The sequence below is a fragment of the Phaeobacter sp. 11ANDIMAR09 genome, assembly GCF_001294455.1.
GTDB lineage: Bacteria > Pseudomonadota > Alphaproteobacteria > Rhodobacterales > Rhodobacteraceae > Pseudophaeobacter.
The window spans coordinates 263,934-281,496 of sequence record NZ_LIKT01000002.1 but is presented as its reverse complement, the minus strand read 5'-3'; the positions used below and the strand labels follow the sequence as shown (position 1 = coordinate 281,496).

Sequence of the window (17,563 nt, the reverse complement as noted above, 5' to 3'; positions counted from 1 at the left end):
TGATTTATCTCTGCATCGTTTCCTCCTAAGCCAAGAGGCCATGATCCCAGAGGTTTGGCTGGAATACGTCATCATTCGTCGCATTTGGATGGGGCGCATTGAACTGAGAAAGATAGAGCCAAAGGCAAGGCTTGCCTGATCCCTGCAGCAAATGTAACGCTAGGCGGATCGGGCTCTGGTCAGGCCGGATGCGCCAATCCACAGGACCGGGCCGAACAGACATTCGCAGGGATCTATGCCAAACCATGGCGTGGCCCCTCACAACAGGACGAAGGATCGCAATCATGATGCGTACACGTGCAGCCGTTGCTGTTGCTCCGGGCAAGCCGCTCGAAGTGATGGAAGTGAACCTCGAAGGCCCCAAGGCCGGCGAAGTTCTGGTGGAGATTAAGGCAACTGGCCTGTGCCACACGGATGAATTTACCCGGTCCGGCGACGATCCCGAAGGCATCTTCCCTGCCATTTTAGGCCATGAGGGCGCCGGTGTGGTGATCCAAGTCGGCGAAGGTGTGACCAGCCTGGAAGTGGGCGATCACGTGATCCCGCTCTACACGCCTGAGTGCCGCGAGTGCGAATACTGCCTCAACCCCAAAACCAACCTGTGCCAGTCGATCCGTTCCACCCAGGGTCAGGGCCTGCTGCCTGATGGCTCCACCCGCTTCTCGATGCTGGATGGCACCCCCATTCATCACTACATGGGCTGCTCGACCTTTGCCAATCACACCGTGGTGCCGGAAATCGCCCTGGCCAAGGTGCGCAAGGACGCGCCCTTCGACAAGATCTGCTACATCGGCTGCGGTGTCACCACCGGTATCGGCGCGGTGATCAACACCGCCAAAGTGGAAATCGGTTCGACTGCCGTGGTCTTTGGTCTGGGCGGCATTGGTCTGAACGTGATCCAGGGTCTTAAACTGGCAGGTGCCGATCAGATCGTCGGCGTTGACCTGAACCCCGGCAAGGTCGAGATGGCGACGCATTTTGGCATGACTCATTTTGTCAATCCAGCCGAGGCCGAAGGCGATCTGGTGGCTCATCTGGTCGAGCTGACCGGCGGCGGTGCCGATTACACCTTTGACGCCACTGGCAATGTCAACGTCATGCGCACCGCGCTGGAATGCGCCCACAAGGGCTGGGGCGAGAGCATCATCATCGGTGTGGCCCCTGCAGGTGCCGAGATCTCCACCCGTCCCTTCCAGCTGGTCACCGGCCGCAGCTGGCGCGGCACCGCCTTTGGTGGCGCCTCCGGCCGCACCGATGTGCCCAAGATCGTTGACTGGTACATGGACGGCAAGATCGAGATCGATCCAATGATCACCCACAAGCTGACACTGGACGAGATCAACCACGGCTTTGATCTGATGCACGAAGGCAAATCCATCCGCGCCGTGGTGGAGTTCTAAGACCTCACCGCCGATAGCGGTATCCATAACGAGAAAGGCGCGACCCATCACAGGTCGCGCCTTTTTCAATGTTGCTCCACGGAAGTGCAGCAGGGGCAGCCCCTAGCTGCCGACAATGGTCAGCTCTTTGGGGAATTGGGTCAGCACCTGACAGCCCTCTTCGGTGATCAGCACGTCATCTTCGATCCGCACGCCAAACTTTCCGGCAAGATAGAGCCCTGGTTCGTTGGTGTAGACGGTGCCCGCAGGCAGCACCTGATGATTGCCCCGCATGATATAGGGAGCTTCATGCACATCCCGCCCCAAGCCGTGGCCTGTCTTGGTTTCGATGTGTTCGGCGTAAGGAGAGGCTTCCAGTACACCGATCACTACATCATCAATCTGATGCGCGGTGACCCCGGCCCGCGTCGCCGCAAGCCCCGCCATATTGGCCGCCAGAACCGTCTCATACACCGCGCGGGCCTCATCGCTTACCTCAGCGACAAAAACGGTACGGGTGATATCGGCGCAAAAGCCATCCTTGCGGGCGCCAAAATCAAACAGGAGCGCGTCACCGGACTGGATTTTATAGTCTTCGCGGGCATGGCCATGCACCCGTGCCGAATTGTCACTGGCCACCACAATCGGGGTAAATGCAAGATCATCAGCCCCCTCGGAAAAAAGCGCCTGAATGAGGCGACTCTCGATCTCCTTCTCGGTTTGGCCCTCCTGAACCTCAGCCAGAACCCGATGCAGCGCGCGTTCTGACAGGGCAATCGCCTTTTGCAAGGCCGCGACATCGGCTTCACTCTTAACCATCCGCAGCCCTGAGATTTGCTTTTCAGCGTCGATGATTTCCAGCTCCGGGCTGGCCTGTTTCAGCGCGTGATGCACAAAGACCCGCATAACCTGACCCTCGACCGCAAGACGCTTCATGGGCATATGGGCGGCAAGCGCATCAAAGGCGGCCTGGTAGCCATCCTGATCACGCCAGTCAAAAACCTTGCCCTCAAAGTTCACCAGCTCCCAAGACCCAAGTTCCAAGTTCGGCACAATGGCAGCCGGTGCACCCACTGCCGGGATCACCAACACAAAGGGGCGCTCATGGCTCATAAAGCTATGGCCCAGCGCCCGGGTGAAATTTGGCCCAGGGACCAGAGCCAGCGCATCCACTGATAGGGATTGGGCCAGCTGGCGATACTCAGCAAAAGAAGCAGTCATATGAATTCTCCAAAGGACAAAAACAAGGGTGACGAAACAGCCTGCGATCTTGGGGCGACAAAGACGCAATAAGAGGCGAGTTTTGTCCGACCACCCTTTTTGGAATATTGTATCCAATTCAATCTGAGCTCTGTCAATGCCGCTTGTGTCCACGCCCGGCGACAAGTATCAGCCTTGCAATTATCCTCCCTAGGGGGATAATGCGCCTATGAAACAGCAACACACACATCTCTCTCACCCGCGAATTTCCGCCCGGCTCAAACGCGCAAATGGCCATCTGTCCAGTGTCATCACCATGATGGCAGAGGGACGCCCCTGCGCGGAAATCGCCCAACAGCTGCAAGCCGTTGAAAAGGCGATCACCAATGCCAAGCGGGAGTTGATCTTTGATCACATCGATCATTGTCTGGAAAATACAGACGAAGGCGCCCGGGCTGAGGCGCAAAGCGAGACCTTCAAAGATATCGCGCGGTATCTGTGAGCCATGTTTACAGTCTTGAAAAACCGCACCTTTCGACATCTGTTTGCTGCTCAGGTCATCTCCATTACCGGGACCGGGTTGGCGACGGTGGCGCTGGGGCTCATTGCCTATGATCTGGCCGGAGCAGATGCTTCGATTGTTCTGGGCATTGCGCTCACCATCAAGATGATCAGCTATGTGACCCTGGCCCCGATTGCAGCGGCCCTTGCCAGCCAATATCCCCGCCGCAACTGGTTGGTCACCCTGGACATCCTGCGGGCCCTGGTGGCACTGGCCCTGCCCTTTGTCAGCGAGATCTGGCAGATCTATGTGCTGATCTTTGTGATGCAGGCCTCCTCTGCCGGCTTTACACCCGCCTTTCAGGCCACCATCCCCGATGTGTTGAGCAATGAGGAAGACTACACCAATGCACTGTCGCTGTCGCGGCTGGCCTATGACATTGAGAGCATGCTTTCCCCCTCACTGGCAGCGCTGCTGCTGACTTTGGTGGCGGCCAATGCGCTGTTTTTTGGCACCGCCCTTGGCTTTGTCGCCTCGGCACTCCTGGTGGTTTCTGTTGCGCTGCCCTCGCCCAAACCCAGTGAGCCAAAGGGCTTTTATGATCGGACCACCCTGGGCATTCGCATCTACCTGAAAACGCCCCGCCTGCGCGGGTTACTGGGGCTTTCGGCTGTTGCCGCCGCCGTGAGTGCAATTGTTATCATCAACACCGTGGTCATCATGCGGGCCGAGCTGGGATTGTCCGAACATATGGTTGCCCTGGCGCTGGCAAGCTTTGGAGCCGGGTCCATGCTGGCCGCCTTTACCCTGCCAAAGCTTCTGGCGCGGTTTCAGGATCGGCCGGTCATGATTTCCGGGGCGCTGATCGCCATCCTGGCCCAGACAGGGCTGGCCGCCTATGTCTCAATCTTTGGCGCAGCGGTGACCCCGGTGATGACCAGCTGGCTTCTCTCTGGCCTTGGCTATTCTACCATTCTCACCCCGTCGGGACGGCTGCTGAAACGCTCCGCCCGGCCTGAGGATCGCCCTGCGGTCTTTGCTGCACAGTTCACCCTGTCACATGGCTGCTGGCTGATCACCTATCCCCTGGCAGGCTGGAGCATGAGCAGCCTTGGCATGGTGCCCGCGCTTTTGCTGTTGAATCTCTTGGCGCTGCTGGGGTTGCTATTTGCCCTGCGACACTGGCCTAGGCATGACCCGGAAAGCCTGCTCCATGATCACCCGGAGCTGGCAGCCGATCATCCCCATCTGCAAGACGGCAGCGGGCAAAGCCCTCAGCGCCATGCCCACCCCTATGTCATTGATGACCTGCACAGGGCCTATCCGCCGCGCGACAGGTGAGGAGCCGGAGCGGCACGCAAGTGCCGCTCTGATGGAGACATCAGGGCTCGACCAAGGTTTCGACCGCATTCAGACAGACCTCATAGCCCCAGAGGACGCGCAGGTGTTTCAGAACCTCGCGCTTGTTGTCTTCCTCCAGGTGGATGCCATCGCGCACCGTATGGGACAGGATCAAGCGCCGATCACCGCTCAGATCCGCGTCCGTAACCTGGATGTCCGGCTCCAGATAAGCCAGATCATACTGCTGCGCCAAGGCCCGGCGGATCTCCTTATAGCCAGCACGGTTGTGGATCTGGCTCACCACTAGGTCCTTTTGCTCCTCCTGATCCACCAGGGCAAAGAGCTTGAACTTGCGCATCAGATGCGGCGAGAGGAACTGCTGGATAAAGCTTTCATCCCGGTAATTAGCCCAGGCATCGCGCAGCACCCGCCGCCAGTCTCCACAGCCTGCGATATCCGGGAACCAGTCGCGATCCTCCTGCGTTGGCTCTTCGCAGATACGCTTGATATCCATCATCATGGCAAAGCCCAACGCATAGGGGTTGATCCCCGAATAGCGCGGATCGTCATATTCGGGCTGCAGAACCACATTTGTGTGGCTGTGCATCATCTCCATATAGGCGCCTTCAGTGAGCCGCCCCTGCGAGAACAGCTCGTTGATAATGTAATAGTGCACAAAGGTGGCGCAGCCCTCGTTCATCACCTTGGTCTGTTTTTGCGGATAAAAATACTGCGCCAGCATCCGCACGATGCGCAGCAACTCACGCTGCCAAGGTTTCAGGATTGGGCTGTGTTTCTCTAAGAAATACAGGATATTTTCCTGCGGCAGGTTCAGGCTCTTGCGCCGCGCACTATAGGGTTCATCGTGATCCGCCTCATCCTTGTCCTTGCCCATCGTTGCATCGGTCCAGATGTCGAGCAGGCTACGCGCGCTTTCATGGCCGTCGCGCACCCGCTGCATCGCTTCCAACTCTTGCGAGGTGGGTTTGGGTGGGCGTCCATAGCGAAACACGCCCTGGGTCTGCAACGCATGCGCTGCATCCAGCACCTCTTCGACCGCATCCAGACCATAGCGCTCCTCGCAGGCCGAGATGTAGTTCTTGGCAAAGGCCAGATAGTCATGAATGCCATCGGCATCGGTCCACTGCAGGAACAGGTAGTTGTTCTTGAAGAAATGGTTATGCCCAAAGGCCGCATGGGCCATCACCAATGTCTGCATCGACATGGTGTTTTCTTCCATGTTGTAGCTGATGCAGGGGTTGGAATTGATCACGATCTCATAGGCCAGCCCCTGCCGCCCGGTCCGATAGAGCGCCTCGTCGCGGGCAAAGTGTTTCCCAAAGGACCAGTGCTGATACATCAAGGGCAATCCGGTGCAGGAATAGGCATCCAGCATCTGCTCGGCCGAAATGATCTCGATCTGGTTCTGGTAGACATTCAACCCTAGATCGTTCAGCGCGATCTCCTCAATGGCATCGCGGGCCTTTTCCAGCAGCTCAAAACTCCACTCTGGACCGTCAAACAACAGGTTTGATCCCGGTTTTGCGTCAAGCATTTTGACCTCCCCTCAGCCGTGGCAGGAAAAACTCCCTGAATATCGGATAGATATGGGCCGCGTGTGCCACCCGTTGCATCTCGAAATGCGGTGCCTGCGCTTTGACCAGGCGATAGTTCTGCCACAGGTCATCCCCAGCCTCGGTGTCATTCAGCAGTGTCTCAGCGCTCTCTTCCACGATCTCCATATAGGCGTAGTACTGGCAGACCGGCAGCAGATCCTCGAGCAGCAGTTTCTTGCACCGCGCCGAGTCGTTGCCAAAGTTTTCACCATCCGACACCTGCGCCCCGTAGATGTTCCATTCCTCCGCCGGGAACCGCTCGGCAATCACCTCACGCATCTTATCCAGGGCGGTCGAAACAATGGTCCCTCCGGTTTCTCGGGCATAAAAGAAGGTCTCCTCATCCACCTCTTCGGCCACATGGGTATGGCGGATAAAAACCAGCTCAGTCTGTTCATAGCAGCGCGACAGAAACAGGTGCAGCAGCAGAAAAAACCGCTTGCCCAGATCTTTTTCACGTTCCTGCATCGATCCCGACACATCCATCAGGCAAAAGACCACAGCACGGGATTTGCGGATCTTCTCCGGCACATGCGTGTCAAAGCGCAGATCAATCGGGTCAATGTAGCCTACCACCTTGCGCTTGCGTTGCAGACCATCCAGACGGGCCTGCAATTGCTCAAGCAGCTCAACCTGTGCCGCGGATCGGCTTGGCAGCGCCTCGAGCATGTCGATTTCTGCCAACAGATCCTTTTCGGCCTGAGCAGAGGGGCGCCGCAGGGCAATCCGCCGCCCCAGTGAGTTGCGCATGGTGCGCACCAGATTGAGGTTGTTTGGCGTTCCAGCCGTTGTAAGCCCCGCGCGCCGGGTGCCGATGGTTTCGGTCTCTACCGTGGATTTTTCCACCAGATCAGGCAGCTCCAACCCATCAAAGAGGATCTCAAGATACTCGTCTCGGGTCAGGGTAAAGGAGAACTCATCCTCGCCGTCCCCCTCTTCCGAGGCCTTGCGTCCGCCCTGCCCGGATCCGCCCTGTGGTTTGGGAATGGCATCCCCCACCACAAAATCCTTGTTCCCGGGCAGGACATGTTTGCGGTTGCCGCCGGATCCATGAAAGAACCGCGGCTCCTGCAACCCCCGCGAGGGGATTGTCACTTTTTCGCCATCTGTCGGAACGCCATCGCCATCTTGAATGGATCTGTCCCGCACCGACCGGTCAACACGCTCCTTGATATTCTCCCGGGCGCGGCGCAGAAATCTCTGTCGATTGCCGTGGCTCTTGCCCTTGGGATTGGCGCGTCTGTCGATGAATTGATGCATCTTTCAACGCCCCTTTTATCCGGCCTTATTGACCCGCATGTACCATTCAACCAGGCGTCGCACCTGACGGTCGGTATAGCCATGGCTGCGCATGCGCTCGACAAACTCCTGGTGCTTGCTTTCGGTCTTGCTGTCCTTCTTGCTGCCAAAGCTGATCACTGGCAGCAGTTCTTCGACCTGGCTGAACATGTGTTTCTCGATCACATCGCGCAGCTTTTCATAAGAGTTCCAAGCCGGGTTTGACCCGGTATTGGCGCGATGCCGCAACGCAAACTTGACCACCTCGTTGCGGAAATCCTTGGGATTGGCGATGCCGACAGGCTTTTCAATCTTGCTCAGTTCTGCATCCAGGATCTCACGATCATATAGCTGGCCGGTATCCGGATCCTTGTAGTCCTGCTCTTCGATCCAGGCGTCCGCATATGAGATGTAGCGATCAAAGACGTTCTGGCCATATTCGGTATAGCTCTCAAGATAGGCCTTCTGGATCTCATTGCCGATGAATTCCTCATAGCGCTGCGCGAGATCGGTTTTGATGAACTCGAGGTATTTGGCCTCGGTCTCTGCCGGGAATTGCTCGCGCTTGATCATCTGCTCCAGAACATACATCAGATGTACCGGATCGGCGGCAATTTCTTCGGTATCAAAGTTAAAGGTCGAGGACAGCACCTTAAAGGCAAAGCGGGTGGAGATCCCGTTCATCCCCTCATCAACGCCAGCCCGGTCCTGATACTCCTGCACCGTCTTGGCCTTGGGGTCGGTGTCTTTCAGGCTTTCACCATCGTAGACCCGCATCTTGGAATATAGGTTGGAATTCTCATGCGGCTTCAGCCGGGTCAGAACCGAGAACCGGCTGAGGATTTTGAGGGTTTCCGGCGCGCAAGGCGCCTCGGCCAGTTCGCTGTGCTGGATCAGCTTGTCATAAATCTGCGCCTCATCGCTGACGCGCAGGCAATAGGGAACCTTGACGATCGAGACCCGGTCGATAAAGGCCTCATTGTTCTTGTTGTTCTTAAAGGTCTGCCACTCGCTCTCGTTGGAATGGGCCAGCACCAAGCCAGTAAAGGGTATGGCCCCAAAGCTCTCGGTGCCCATGTAGTTGCCCTCCTGTGTCGCGGTCAGCAGTGGATGCAACATCTTGATCGGGGCTTTGAACATCTCGACAAATTCCAGCACGCCCTGATTGGCACGGTTCAAACCGCCCGAGAAACTATAGGCATCCGGATTGTCCTGGCTAAAATGTTCCAGCTGGCGGATATCCACCTTGCCCACCAGGGTCGAAATATCCTGATTGTTCTCATCGCCCGGTTCGACCTTGGCGACACCCATGCGCCGCAAACCCGAAGGATAGATCCGCGCCACGGTGAATTTACTGATGTCCCCCCCAAACTCATCCAACCGCTGCACCGCCCAGGGCGACATCAGCCCCGGCAGGCGATGGCGGGCAATACCGTATTCCTCTTCCAGGATTTTGCCCATCTTGACGGGATCAAAGAGACCCAGGGGGCTTTCAAAGATCGGCGACAGCTGGTCCCCGGCCTTGAGCACATAGATGGGCTGATCTTCGACCAGGCGCTTCAGCTGTTCAGCCAATGAGGATTTACCACCGCCCACAGGCCCCAGCAGGTAGAGAATTTGCTTGCGTTCTTCCAGCCCCTGGGCCGCATGCCGGAAATAGCCAACGATGCGCTCGATGGTGTCTTCCATCCCGTAGAAGTCTTTGAAAGCGCGGTATTGCTTGATCGTTCGGTTCTGAAAGATCGGCCCTAACCGGGCGTCCTTGGATGTATCAACCAGCTCCTCTTCGCCAATTGCCTTGAGCATGCGCTCGGCAACATTGGCATAAAGGCTTGGGTCGCTTCGGCAGGCATCCAGATAGTCATAGAGTGACATCTCCTGCTCACGCGTCTGGCCGTACTGCTCAACAAATATCTCGGCAATGTCTTTCATTGGGATCTAGCCTCCTGGGTTACGCTTCGCCCTTCCTCCTGGCGGTGGTGAAAACGCGCAGACATAGAGACCCCAGAGTCTGGGCCACGGATGTCCGCGGTCGTTTGTGGTTTTGATTTCTGCTCTTGGTCGACGGCGTCGTAAACACCGGATGCCCACTCTTATCAGGGGGGCTTGGTCCGGAAATTAAGGGTTTCGGACGCCATTCAGTATTCCGCGAGGATACACTATTTGTACGGTTCATACTATGAGGAACTGGTGTATTTTTAATTAATTGCCAGAAGATTTTTATCAAAAAATCTTCACGATCTCACCCAAACCTGTGAATTCCCCCGTTTCCCAGCCTTGCCATTGAGCGGGCTTTTAAGGCGTGCAAATCCGCCACCGCCCCGACATTTACTCCCCCGTGGAGGCGGGTCGGCATCGCCAAACACGCCCCCTCTCTCACCCTTTTTGGCCACGATTTTGCCTATGTCTCAGCCCCGGCGCCTCTTTACCTGCCTTGATTCCAAGCAGGTGCGTTTCTGTTAACCTTCTGTTAACAAAACCCGCGAAATCAGGGGGGCACAGCGCCCTGCAGCAGAAAATCTGCGGCAAACAAGACACTATAGAGCGCAATTCATCCACAGTTTATGCCAGCGCCGGCTGGACAATTGATTTAAATTCGACGCAATATACCCACAATATGGCCGCAAAGAACGGCCTTCGGCAGAAACATACAGGCACCGGATCCCCCGCAACCCCATGATTTAGGGCGTTGTGTGGTCCATAAGCGAGCGGCAAAAAAATGAGCACTGTTGGATTTATCACCCGTGATCTATCGGGTACCACGCGTCAAAGCACTTTTTCCGAGGGATCTCCCTCTCTTCTTAATGTCACCCATTCCAAGGACATCTCGCTGAATCTCAGCGCCTCGGACATCGACGCCTATGTAAGGCGGGGATCCGATCTCCACCTTATGCTGGCAGATGGCCAGATCCTTGTGTTGCAGAACTACTATAGCAACGGCACGCCAGGCGGTAAGAACCTATTCCTCAGCGAAGAGGGTAATTTTGTCGAAGTCGTGCTGGAAGACAAAGCCGAGGGCGCGCTGTTTGCGAGCTACGAGCCTTTGGACATTTCCGGCAAATGGTCGGCCTATGACGATATGGTCTTTTTGGATGTTGACCGCATCGAACCCGTGATCGCCCCCCTTGCTGCTCCCCTCTTTGGTGGCCTTGGCGCTGCTGGCGCGGCGGCAGGTGTAGCAGGTGCCGCCGTTATTGCCGGTGGCGGCGGTGGTGGCGGTGGTGGCGTGATCGTACCGACCGTCGATAACCCCGACGCCAACTTCCCCATCGCCGGGGCAACCACTGACCCGGTTGTGATCACTGGTACAGGTACTCCCGGCGCTGAAGTCGAAGTCGACATCGGCGGTGAGACACAGACGACAACCATCAAGGACGATGGCACCTGGGAAGTTTCCTTCCCAGTTACAGACCTGCCTGCCGATGGCAACTATGAAACCACAGTCAAGGTCACCGACCCCAACGGCACGACCCATGATCTAGACGGTCCTTCAGTCGTTATCGACACCACGCCCCCAGATCTTCAGGTGACGGGCGGCACTCAGTCCACAGGCGATATCGTCAATGGCAGCGAGCACTCCACCGGCACCGTGATCAACGGGACCGGCGAGGTCGGCGCGAGTGTCAGTGTGGTTGTCAACGGTCATACCCAGACGACAACTGTTGGCACTGATGGCAGCTGGTCCGTCACCTTTGACTCCAGCCAGATCAATACCGGCGAGTACACCACCGAGGTGGCCATCACCACAACAGACGATTTTGGCAATAGCGCCAGCTATACCGAAACGCTTGTTGTCGACACCATCGCGCCCCCGATCGGTATCGATACTGTCGAAGGTGACAACGTTATCAGCTTTGCCGAAGCCTCATCCGGCGTGACCCTTTCGGGGACGGGCGAAGCTGGGGCTTCGATCTCGGTTCTATTCCAAGGCGTCACCAGAACCACCACAGTGGCTGGCGATGGCACCTGGTCTGTTGACTACGCCAGCTCGGAAATTACCGGCGGCAACAACTATGCCAGCACTGTCGAGGTCACCTCGAGCGATACGGCTGGAAACAGCTCGACCAGCACGCATACGGTCCATATTGATACAGAAACCAGTGCAACACTGAACAGTGGTTTTGCAGGTGCCGATGACGTTTTGTCGGGCCAAGAAGCCCAGGGCGGCGTTCAGTTGACCGGCACGGCAGAGCCTGGCTCGACAGTGCAGGTGTTCTTTGGCTCCGCAGCGGGCCAGAACGCCACGGTTGATGCCTCCGGCAATTGGACAGTGCTTATCCCACAAAGCTCCATTCCCACGGGCACCACGGATGTCGATATCGAAGTCCACGCCACAGATTCTGTTGGCAACACGGATATCGTGACCCGCACCCTTGCAATCGACACCGAGGTTGCCCCCTTTACCGTCGAAGCCAATCAGACCGCAAATGATGTGGTCAACCAGGATGAGCTGAACGCTGGTTTTGCGCTTCAGGGCACGGTTGAACCCGGCTCGGAAGTGATTGTAACAATCCGAGGTGTGGCCAAAACGGCAACCGTGGATGCGGCAGGCAATTGGAGCGCCGAATTCTCGGCCAGTGATCTGCCAAGCGGTGAATATGCGGCAACGGCCACGATCGTAGCCACGGATCCGGCAGGCAACACCAGTACGCTGACCGAAAATTTTGAGGTCGATACCGTGTTTGAAGCTCCGGTTCTGGACTCGATCACCTATGAGATCGGCAGCCAGGATATCAACGAAATCAGCGTTGAAGGCATTGCTGGAACGGGCGAGTCGGTTATTGTCAACGCGCTCGAAGGAGACGGCTCCGTATCCAACCCCGGTGCGTCTGTCACCGAAGGGCGCGGCATCACAGAATTCGACTTCTCCAGCGCCATCCCAGACGGCACCGACTTGGTGGTGACCAATGTGGACAGCCTTGGCAACGGGTCCAGCACCCTGCTGGTTCTCGAAGACAATGCGACCACGGCAAGCACATTGAACCATGCCGGTCTCAGCCAGTTCAATATCGACGAGCTGGATCTGGGCGCAGCTGACAATGTATCGCTGGTTCTGACCGAAGCAGATATCAAGGCGCTGTCTGAGAATTCGGACACCCTGACCATCCACAGCGGCAGCACGCCGGGCGATGACAGCGTGACCGTCACAGGGGCAACACTGACCGGAACCCGCAATGTCGGTGGCGAGAACTACAATGTCTACACCGTTGGCAACGACGGCGCGACCCTGGTCATTGATCAAGACGTCACCGTCATCATCTGATCAATCGGACCGGCACCGATCCCAATCGCTGCCGGTTCCAACCAAAACCCTACAAAGGGGCGAGGGGCAGCATGCAATTGGCACGACCCATGGGCGTATTAGCACTTATGTGCAGTCTTTCCGGCTGCGCTGACGGTGTGCCCTTCCTGGCGGGCAATACTTCGGAGGAGACAGAGGTTTCTCGGCGTGGAGGCAACTTCGTGCAGCCCGAAGGCGAGACCACCTCAGAGGTTATCTCGACCCTGCTGGCGCGCCGCTCTCTGCTGCCCGAAGACACGGTCTACGATGCGGTAGCCGAGGCTGCTGTTGCCGCCTCAGCACGCGCCTCCGAAGCTGAATTGATCAGCGCCAAACTCCGCGCCGAAGCGAAATCAAAAAACTGGCTGCCCTCTATTGGCCCCTCCGTCAGCCTGACGGATCTGGGTGATCTGGTGGCTGGCATGCTGATTGAACAGGTTCTTTTTGACAACGGCCGCCGCAAAGCCGAGCGCGCCTTTGCCGCTGCCGATGTCGAAGTGGCTGCTGTCAATCTGTCGCAGGATATGAACGAACGGGTCGAAGATGCGGTCGGTCTCTATCTGGCCGGCCTGCGCGGCGACGAGAAGGCTGCCTATAATGGGCGCGCGCTGACCCAGATGCAGGAATTCCGCCGCATCGTGTCCGGTCGCGTTGACGGTGGCCTGTCCGATCGCGCCGACCTGAATGTGGTAGACAGCAAAATCAACGGCATGCGCAATGCCCGCACCACCGCTCAGGATGCCGCCAGCACCGCCCGCGCCGAACTCCAGGCGATGACCGGCGAAAGCTTTTCGGAAAAACCAGGCAAACTCGACCTTGGGGCACCGCCGGAAACAACGCAGTATCTTTCGGTTCTTAAATCAGAGGCCACCGCCAATCGCGGCGTGGCACAGGCTGTGATAAACCGGGCCGGGCTTTTGCCCCAGATCTCTGCCGCTGGCAACATCACTTCCGACGGATCCGGCGCGGGTTTGACCCTGGATCTCGCCGAACCCCTGGGTCTGGGCACCGGGGCAGCGCTGAAAGCCATCGACGTCTCCAAAGAAGCCGCCCGTCGTCAAATCGGTGAAGCCGAGGAAGACGCCAGGCGTAGTCACTCCCGTCAGGTCCAGCGCCTGGCCTCTTATCAGCGCCAAACCCTAGAGACCGCCTCGCTGGCGCGGGCCAGCCGCGAGACCTACCGGCTGTTCAAAGCACAGTTTGAAGCCGGCCAGCGGCCGGTGATGGACGTTGTTTCAATCTATGAAGAACTGGTTCAGCGCGAGCAGGATCACATCGAAGCGAAATACGAAGTCGTGTTGATCCAGCTGATGCTGGCGCGGGACATGGGCCTTCTGGCGGATGGGGATAAAATTTGACCGATACAACCATGCCCCCCCGCTCTGGAACCGGGCGCAAAGCCAGCAATCAGCCAGGCAAGCCAGCCACACCCCGCCTGCGTGCGGTGCCTCCCAGCCCTGCGCCCCTGTCGGATCACACTCCGGTCAACGGACAGATTCTTGAAGGCTCCGCAGGCCTCAAGCCCAGCCCCTCGGCCCCGACCTCTTCGGCCACGGCCAAACCGCAAGACTCTCTTGCCCCGGCCCAGCCGGAAATCGGCGCGCAAACCGAGATCGCAAAGGGCGGTCGCCGTGAAGTTGGCACCCTGATCGAAGGCGCTTCTGCCCGCATTCAACACCGCGCCTCTCTGATTGCCACCCTGGCCTCCCTGAAAGGCACCGAAGCCCATGCTGGCGATATCGCCAGCTTCATGTGGAGCAACAACCCCGGCGATTCTTCGGCCGAAAGCCTGGCGCAGGCCCTGGGCTCGACCGGGCTGCAGGTCAAGTTGCAGCGCCGCAGCGAATTGACCTCCGGCGACTGGCCAGCCTTGGCGATGATGAAGGGCGGGCAATGCGTGCTGGTTCTGGGCCAGGACCAGGGACGGCTCACCATTTTTGACACCACCTGCCAAGACAACCGCACCGAGGTGCCACTGGGCGAGTTCACACCGTTCTTCACCGGCACCCTGGTGGTGGCCCGTCCCTCGCTGAAACAGATGGCGGCCCGACATACGCCGCAGCTGGAAAGCGATCATTGGTTCTGGGGCGAATTCCCCAAATATCGCCGCCAGGTTGGCGAAATCATGCTGGGCTCACTGGTTGCTAACATTTTGGCGGTCTCGGTCGCGCTGTTCTCTCTGCAGGTCTATGACCGGGTGGTGCCACACCAGTCCCATGCCACGCTCTGGGTGCTGGCCCTTGGCGCCTTTCTTGCGATCATGCTCGAAGCCCTGCTCAAAGTGGCCCGTGCGCGGCTGACGGATGCTGCCGGACGTCAGATCGAGCTGTCTGTGCAGCATAATCTAATGCGCCGCCTAATCGGCATGCGTTCGGACAAAAAGCCGCTGCCCCCGTCTGGGCTGTTTGCAGCGATGCGCGATTTTGGTGCCGTGCGTGAGTTCTTTACGTCCTCGACCATTTCCACGCTGGCCGATATTCCCTTTATCGCCGTCTTCTTGCTGCTGGTGGCCTCCATCGCCGGACCGATTGTCTGGGTGATCATGGTGGGTGGCATCCTGATGCTGCTGCCAGCCTATTTCATGCAGCGCAAGATGATCGCGCTGACCCGTCAGACCCAGGGTGCCAATGCCAAGGCGGGCCGCTTGCTGCATGAGGTCATTACCGAGCTCGACACAGTTAAGACCCAGCGTGGCGAAGATCGCGTCATGCGCAACTGGGACGAGCTGAATGTGCTGTCGTCGCATTCCTCGACCGAGCAGCGCCGCCTGGCCAGCGCCCTCACGTTTTGGTCGCAGGGTATCCAACAGGCCACCTATATCACCGCCGTGGTTCTGGGCACGCTTCTGGTCTTTGCCGGAGAGTTCACCGTCGGCACCATCATCGCCACAGGTATCCTGACGAGCCGCACCCTGGCGCCACTAACCCAATTCGCGGCCACCCTGGCACGCTGGAGCAACGTCAAAGGCGCCCTGGAGGGGCTGGAGGCCATCGCCAGCGCGCCGCAGGAGATGGAGGCAGAACGCAGCTACCTGCGCCGAGAGCAGCTTCAGGGCCGCTTTGAGCTGCGCGAAGTGGTGTTCCGCTACGACGAGGACGCCGCTCCCACACTGGATGTGCCGGGCGTTGCTATTACTCCGGGCCAAAGGGTTGCCGTTCTGGGTGTCAATGGCTCGGGCAAGTCTACTCTGATCAAGCTTTTGTCGGGTCTCTACTCCCCTGATGCAGGCCGGATCATGATTGATGGCACCGATATGGGCCAGATCGATCCACGCGATCTGCGCCGCAACATTGGCTATCTCAGCCAGGATGTGCGCCTCTTTGCCGGTTCCTTGCGTGATAACCTCAACCTCAACCAATTGGAACGGGACGATACCCGCCTGATGGCAGCCTTGGACTTCTCCGGGCTCGGCGCCTATGTGCGCGGCCACCACAAAGGTCTGGATCTGGACATAGGTGATGGCGGTGGAGGCTTGTCGATTGGGCAACGTCAGTCAATTGGCTGGGCGCGGCTTTGGCTGCAAAACCCATCCATCGTGCTGCTGGATGAACCAACAGCGGCTTTGGACCAAACGCTGGAGCGCACCCTGGTCAGCCGCCTGGAGACCTGGCTGCAGGGCCGTACAGCCGTGATTGCCACCCACCGGATGCCGATCCTGTCGCTGACCAACCGCACTCTGATCCTACAGGACGGGCGCATGGTGGTGGATGGTCCCCGTGACAAGGTTCTGGCTCACCTGGCTGCAGGAGAAGGCAAATGACCTCATCCGCGCATTATGATCTCGCTGAAAGCGCCCGCGGCGCCAGCCGCATTGTCTATCTTGTCGGAGCCGCCCTGGTGCTGTTCATCGGCTGGGCGGCCTTTGCTTCGGTGGATGAGATCGTGCGCGGCGAAGGTGAAGTGGTCTCCTCTTCACGGGCACAGATCGTACAGAACCTCGAAGGCGGTATTCTGGCGGAGCTGCACGTGCGTCAAGGCGATGAAGTCCGCGCCGGGCAAGTTCTGGCCAAACTGCAGGACACCAAGTTCCGCACCATCGCCGATGAGTTGCAGGACCAGATCGACACGCTTGAAATCAAGCAGTTTCGGCTCGAAGCAGAAATGGACGGGGCCTATGAATTTACAGTGCCGCTTGATCTGGCAGATCGCTCGGCTGAGATCCTGGCCTCCGAACGGGCGCTGTTGAATGCCCGTCAGGGCGATTTTGACAGCCGCCGTACCAGCGCACGCAAGATCCTTGATCAGTTGAATGACGAACTGGCCAATATGCAAAAGCTCTACGAGCAAAACATCGTGGCCCTGATCGAAGTAAACCGCGCTCAGAAAGCGGCAACCGATGCCCAGGCCAAATTCAATGAGATCGGCACCCAAAACGAGCTGAAACTGGCAGAAGAATATTCTGAAGCCCTGCGTGAGTTGGCCTCTTTGCGGCAGGATCAGCGTTTGGCACAGGATCAGCTGGATCGCACGGTGATCACCTCGCCCATGTCTGGAATCGTCAACAGCCTGGGTGTCACCACAATCGGCGGCGTTGTGCGCCCCGGTGAAGAGATCTTTGAAATCATCCCGATGGGAGAAGAGCTGTTTGTAGAGGCCCGCGTCAATCCCAAGGATATCGCCAGCGTCCAAACGGGCCAGACCGCCACGATTAAACTCTCAGCCTATGATTACACGATCTACGGCGCCCTGAACGGTGAGGTCGATTTTGTCTCGGCTGACACCTTTGAAGATGAGCGCAACCCTCGTGCCGAACCCTATTACCGTGTCACGGTCCGGGTGGATCGTTCTGATCTGACCGAACGCCAGCAGGGGATCGAAATTCGTCCCGGCATGCGCGCCACCGCCGAATTGCAAACCGGCTCAAAAACGGTTCTCAACTATCTTTTGAAGCCTCTGTACAAATCCCAAGAGGCCTTCCGTGAACCCTAGATTGTCACATCCAGTTCAGCATTCAGCACGACAGGCT

At 58.0% G+C, this 17,563-nt stretch carries 11 protein-coding genes; 7 read left to right on the top strand and 4 right to left on the bottom strand.

Annotated elements, in window-relative coordinates; all coding sequences use genetic code 11:
- Positions 1-287 precede the first annotated feature (287 nt).
- Positions 288-1,400: an S-(hydroxymethyl)glutathione dehydrogenase/class III alcohol dehydrogenase gene (locus AN476_RS02825; RefSeq protein WP_054459485.1), complete on the top strand. Its 1,113-nt coding sequence runs from the start codon at positions 288-290 to the stop codon at positions 1,398-1,400.
- 102 nt (positions 1,401-1,502) lie between these two features.
- Here the strand turns inward: AN476_RS02825 and AN476_RS02820 are convergent, their stop codons facing one another.
- Entirely contained in the window at positions 1,503-2,600 is a 1,098-nt protein-coding gene (locus AN476_RS02820) for a Xaa-Pro peptidase family protein (RefSeq protein ID WP_054459369.1), read from the bottom strand.
- Positions 2,601-2,808: 208 nt separating this feature from the next.
- Here AN476_RS02820 and AN476_RS02815 point away from each other — a divergent pair, with 208 nt between their 5' ends.
- Both AN476_RS02815 and AN476_RS02810 read left to right on the top strand, forming a co-directional pair.
- Positions 2,809-3,081, top strand: coding sequence for a metal-sensing transcriptional repressor (locus tag AN476_RS02815; protein ID WP_054459367.1), 273 nt, complete (start codon positions 2,809-2,811; stop codon positions 3,079-3,081).
- A 3-nt stretch (positions 3,082-3,084) separates the two neighbouring features.
- Complete coding sequence (locus AN476_RS02810) at positions 3,085-4,422, top strand: MFS transporter (protein ID WP_054459365.1); 1,338 nt, start codon at positions 3,085-3,087, stop codon at positions 4,420-4,422.
- 40 nt (positions 4,423-4,462) lie between these two features.
- Here AN476_RS02810 and AN476_RS02805 read toward each other — a convergent pair whose 3' ends face one another.
- Genes AN476_RS02805 through AN476_RS02795 form a run of 3 tightly spaced genes read right to left on the bottom strand, consistent with a single transcriptional unit; the run spans position 4,463 to position 9,248 of the window.
- Entirely contained in the window at positions 4,463-5,977 is a 1,515-nt protein-coding gene (locus tag AN476_RS02805; RefSeq protein ID WP_054459363.1) for a SpoVR family protein, read from the bottom strand.
- Entirely contained in the window at positions 5,970-7,298 is a 1,329-nt protein-coding gene (locus AN476_RS02800; protein ID WP_054459361.1) for a YeaH/YhbH family protein, read from the bottom strand. Before AN476_RS02800 ends, AN476_RS02805 begins: the two co-directional genes overlap by 8 nt.
- Before the next feature lie 15 nt (positions 7,299-7,313).
- On the bottom strand, positions 7,314-9,248 hold the full coding sequence (locus tag AN476_RS02795; protein ID WP_054459359.1) for a PrkA family serine protein kinase: 1,935 nt from the start codon (positions 9,246-9,248) through the stop codon (positions 7,314-7,316).
- A 787-nt stretch (positions 9,249-10,035) separates the two neighbouring features.
- Between AN476_RS02795 and AN476_RS02790 the strand changes: the two genes are divergently transcribed.
- The 4 genes from AN476_RS02790 (at position 10,036) to AN476_RS02775 (ending at position 17,526) form a co-directional block, all read left to right on the top strand.
- Positions 10,036-12,579 carry an Ig-like domain-containing protein gene (locus AN476_RS02790; protein ID WP_054459358.1) on the top strand — a complete coding sequence of 848 codons (2,544 nt, stop codon included), beginning with the start codon at positions 10,036-10,038 and terminating at the stop codon, positions 12,577-12,579.
- A 71-nt stretch (positions 12,580-12,650) separates the two neighbouring features.
- Complete coding sequence (locus AN476_RS02785; protein ID WP_054459355.1) at positions 12,651-13,955, top strand: TolC family protein; 1,305 nt, start codon at positions 12,651-12,653, stop codon at positions 13,953-13,955.
- Positions 13,952-16,357, top strand: a complete 2,406-nt coding sequence (locus tag AN476_RS02780) for an ATP-binding cassette domain-containing protein (RefSeq protein ID WP_054459353.1) — start codon at positions 13,952-13,954, stop codon at positions 16,355-16,357. The genes AN476_RS02785 and AN476_RS02780 overlap by 4 nt, the downstream gene beginning before the upstream one ends.
- On the top strand, positions 16,354-17,526 hold the full coding sequence (locus AN476_RS02775) for an HlyD family type I secretion periplasmic adaptor subunit (RefSeq protein ID WP_054459351.1): 1,173 nt from the start codon (positions 16,354-16,356) through the stop codon (positions 17,524-17,526). Before AN476_RS02780 ends, AN476_RS02775 begins: the two co-directional genes overlap by 4 nt.
- The last annotated feature ends 37 nt before the right edge of the window (positions 17,527-17,563 follow it).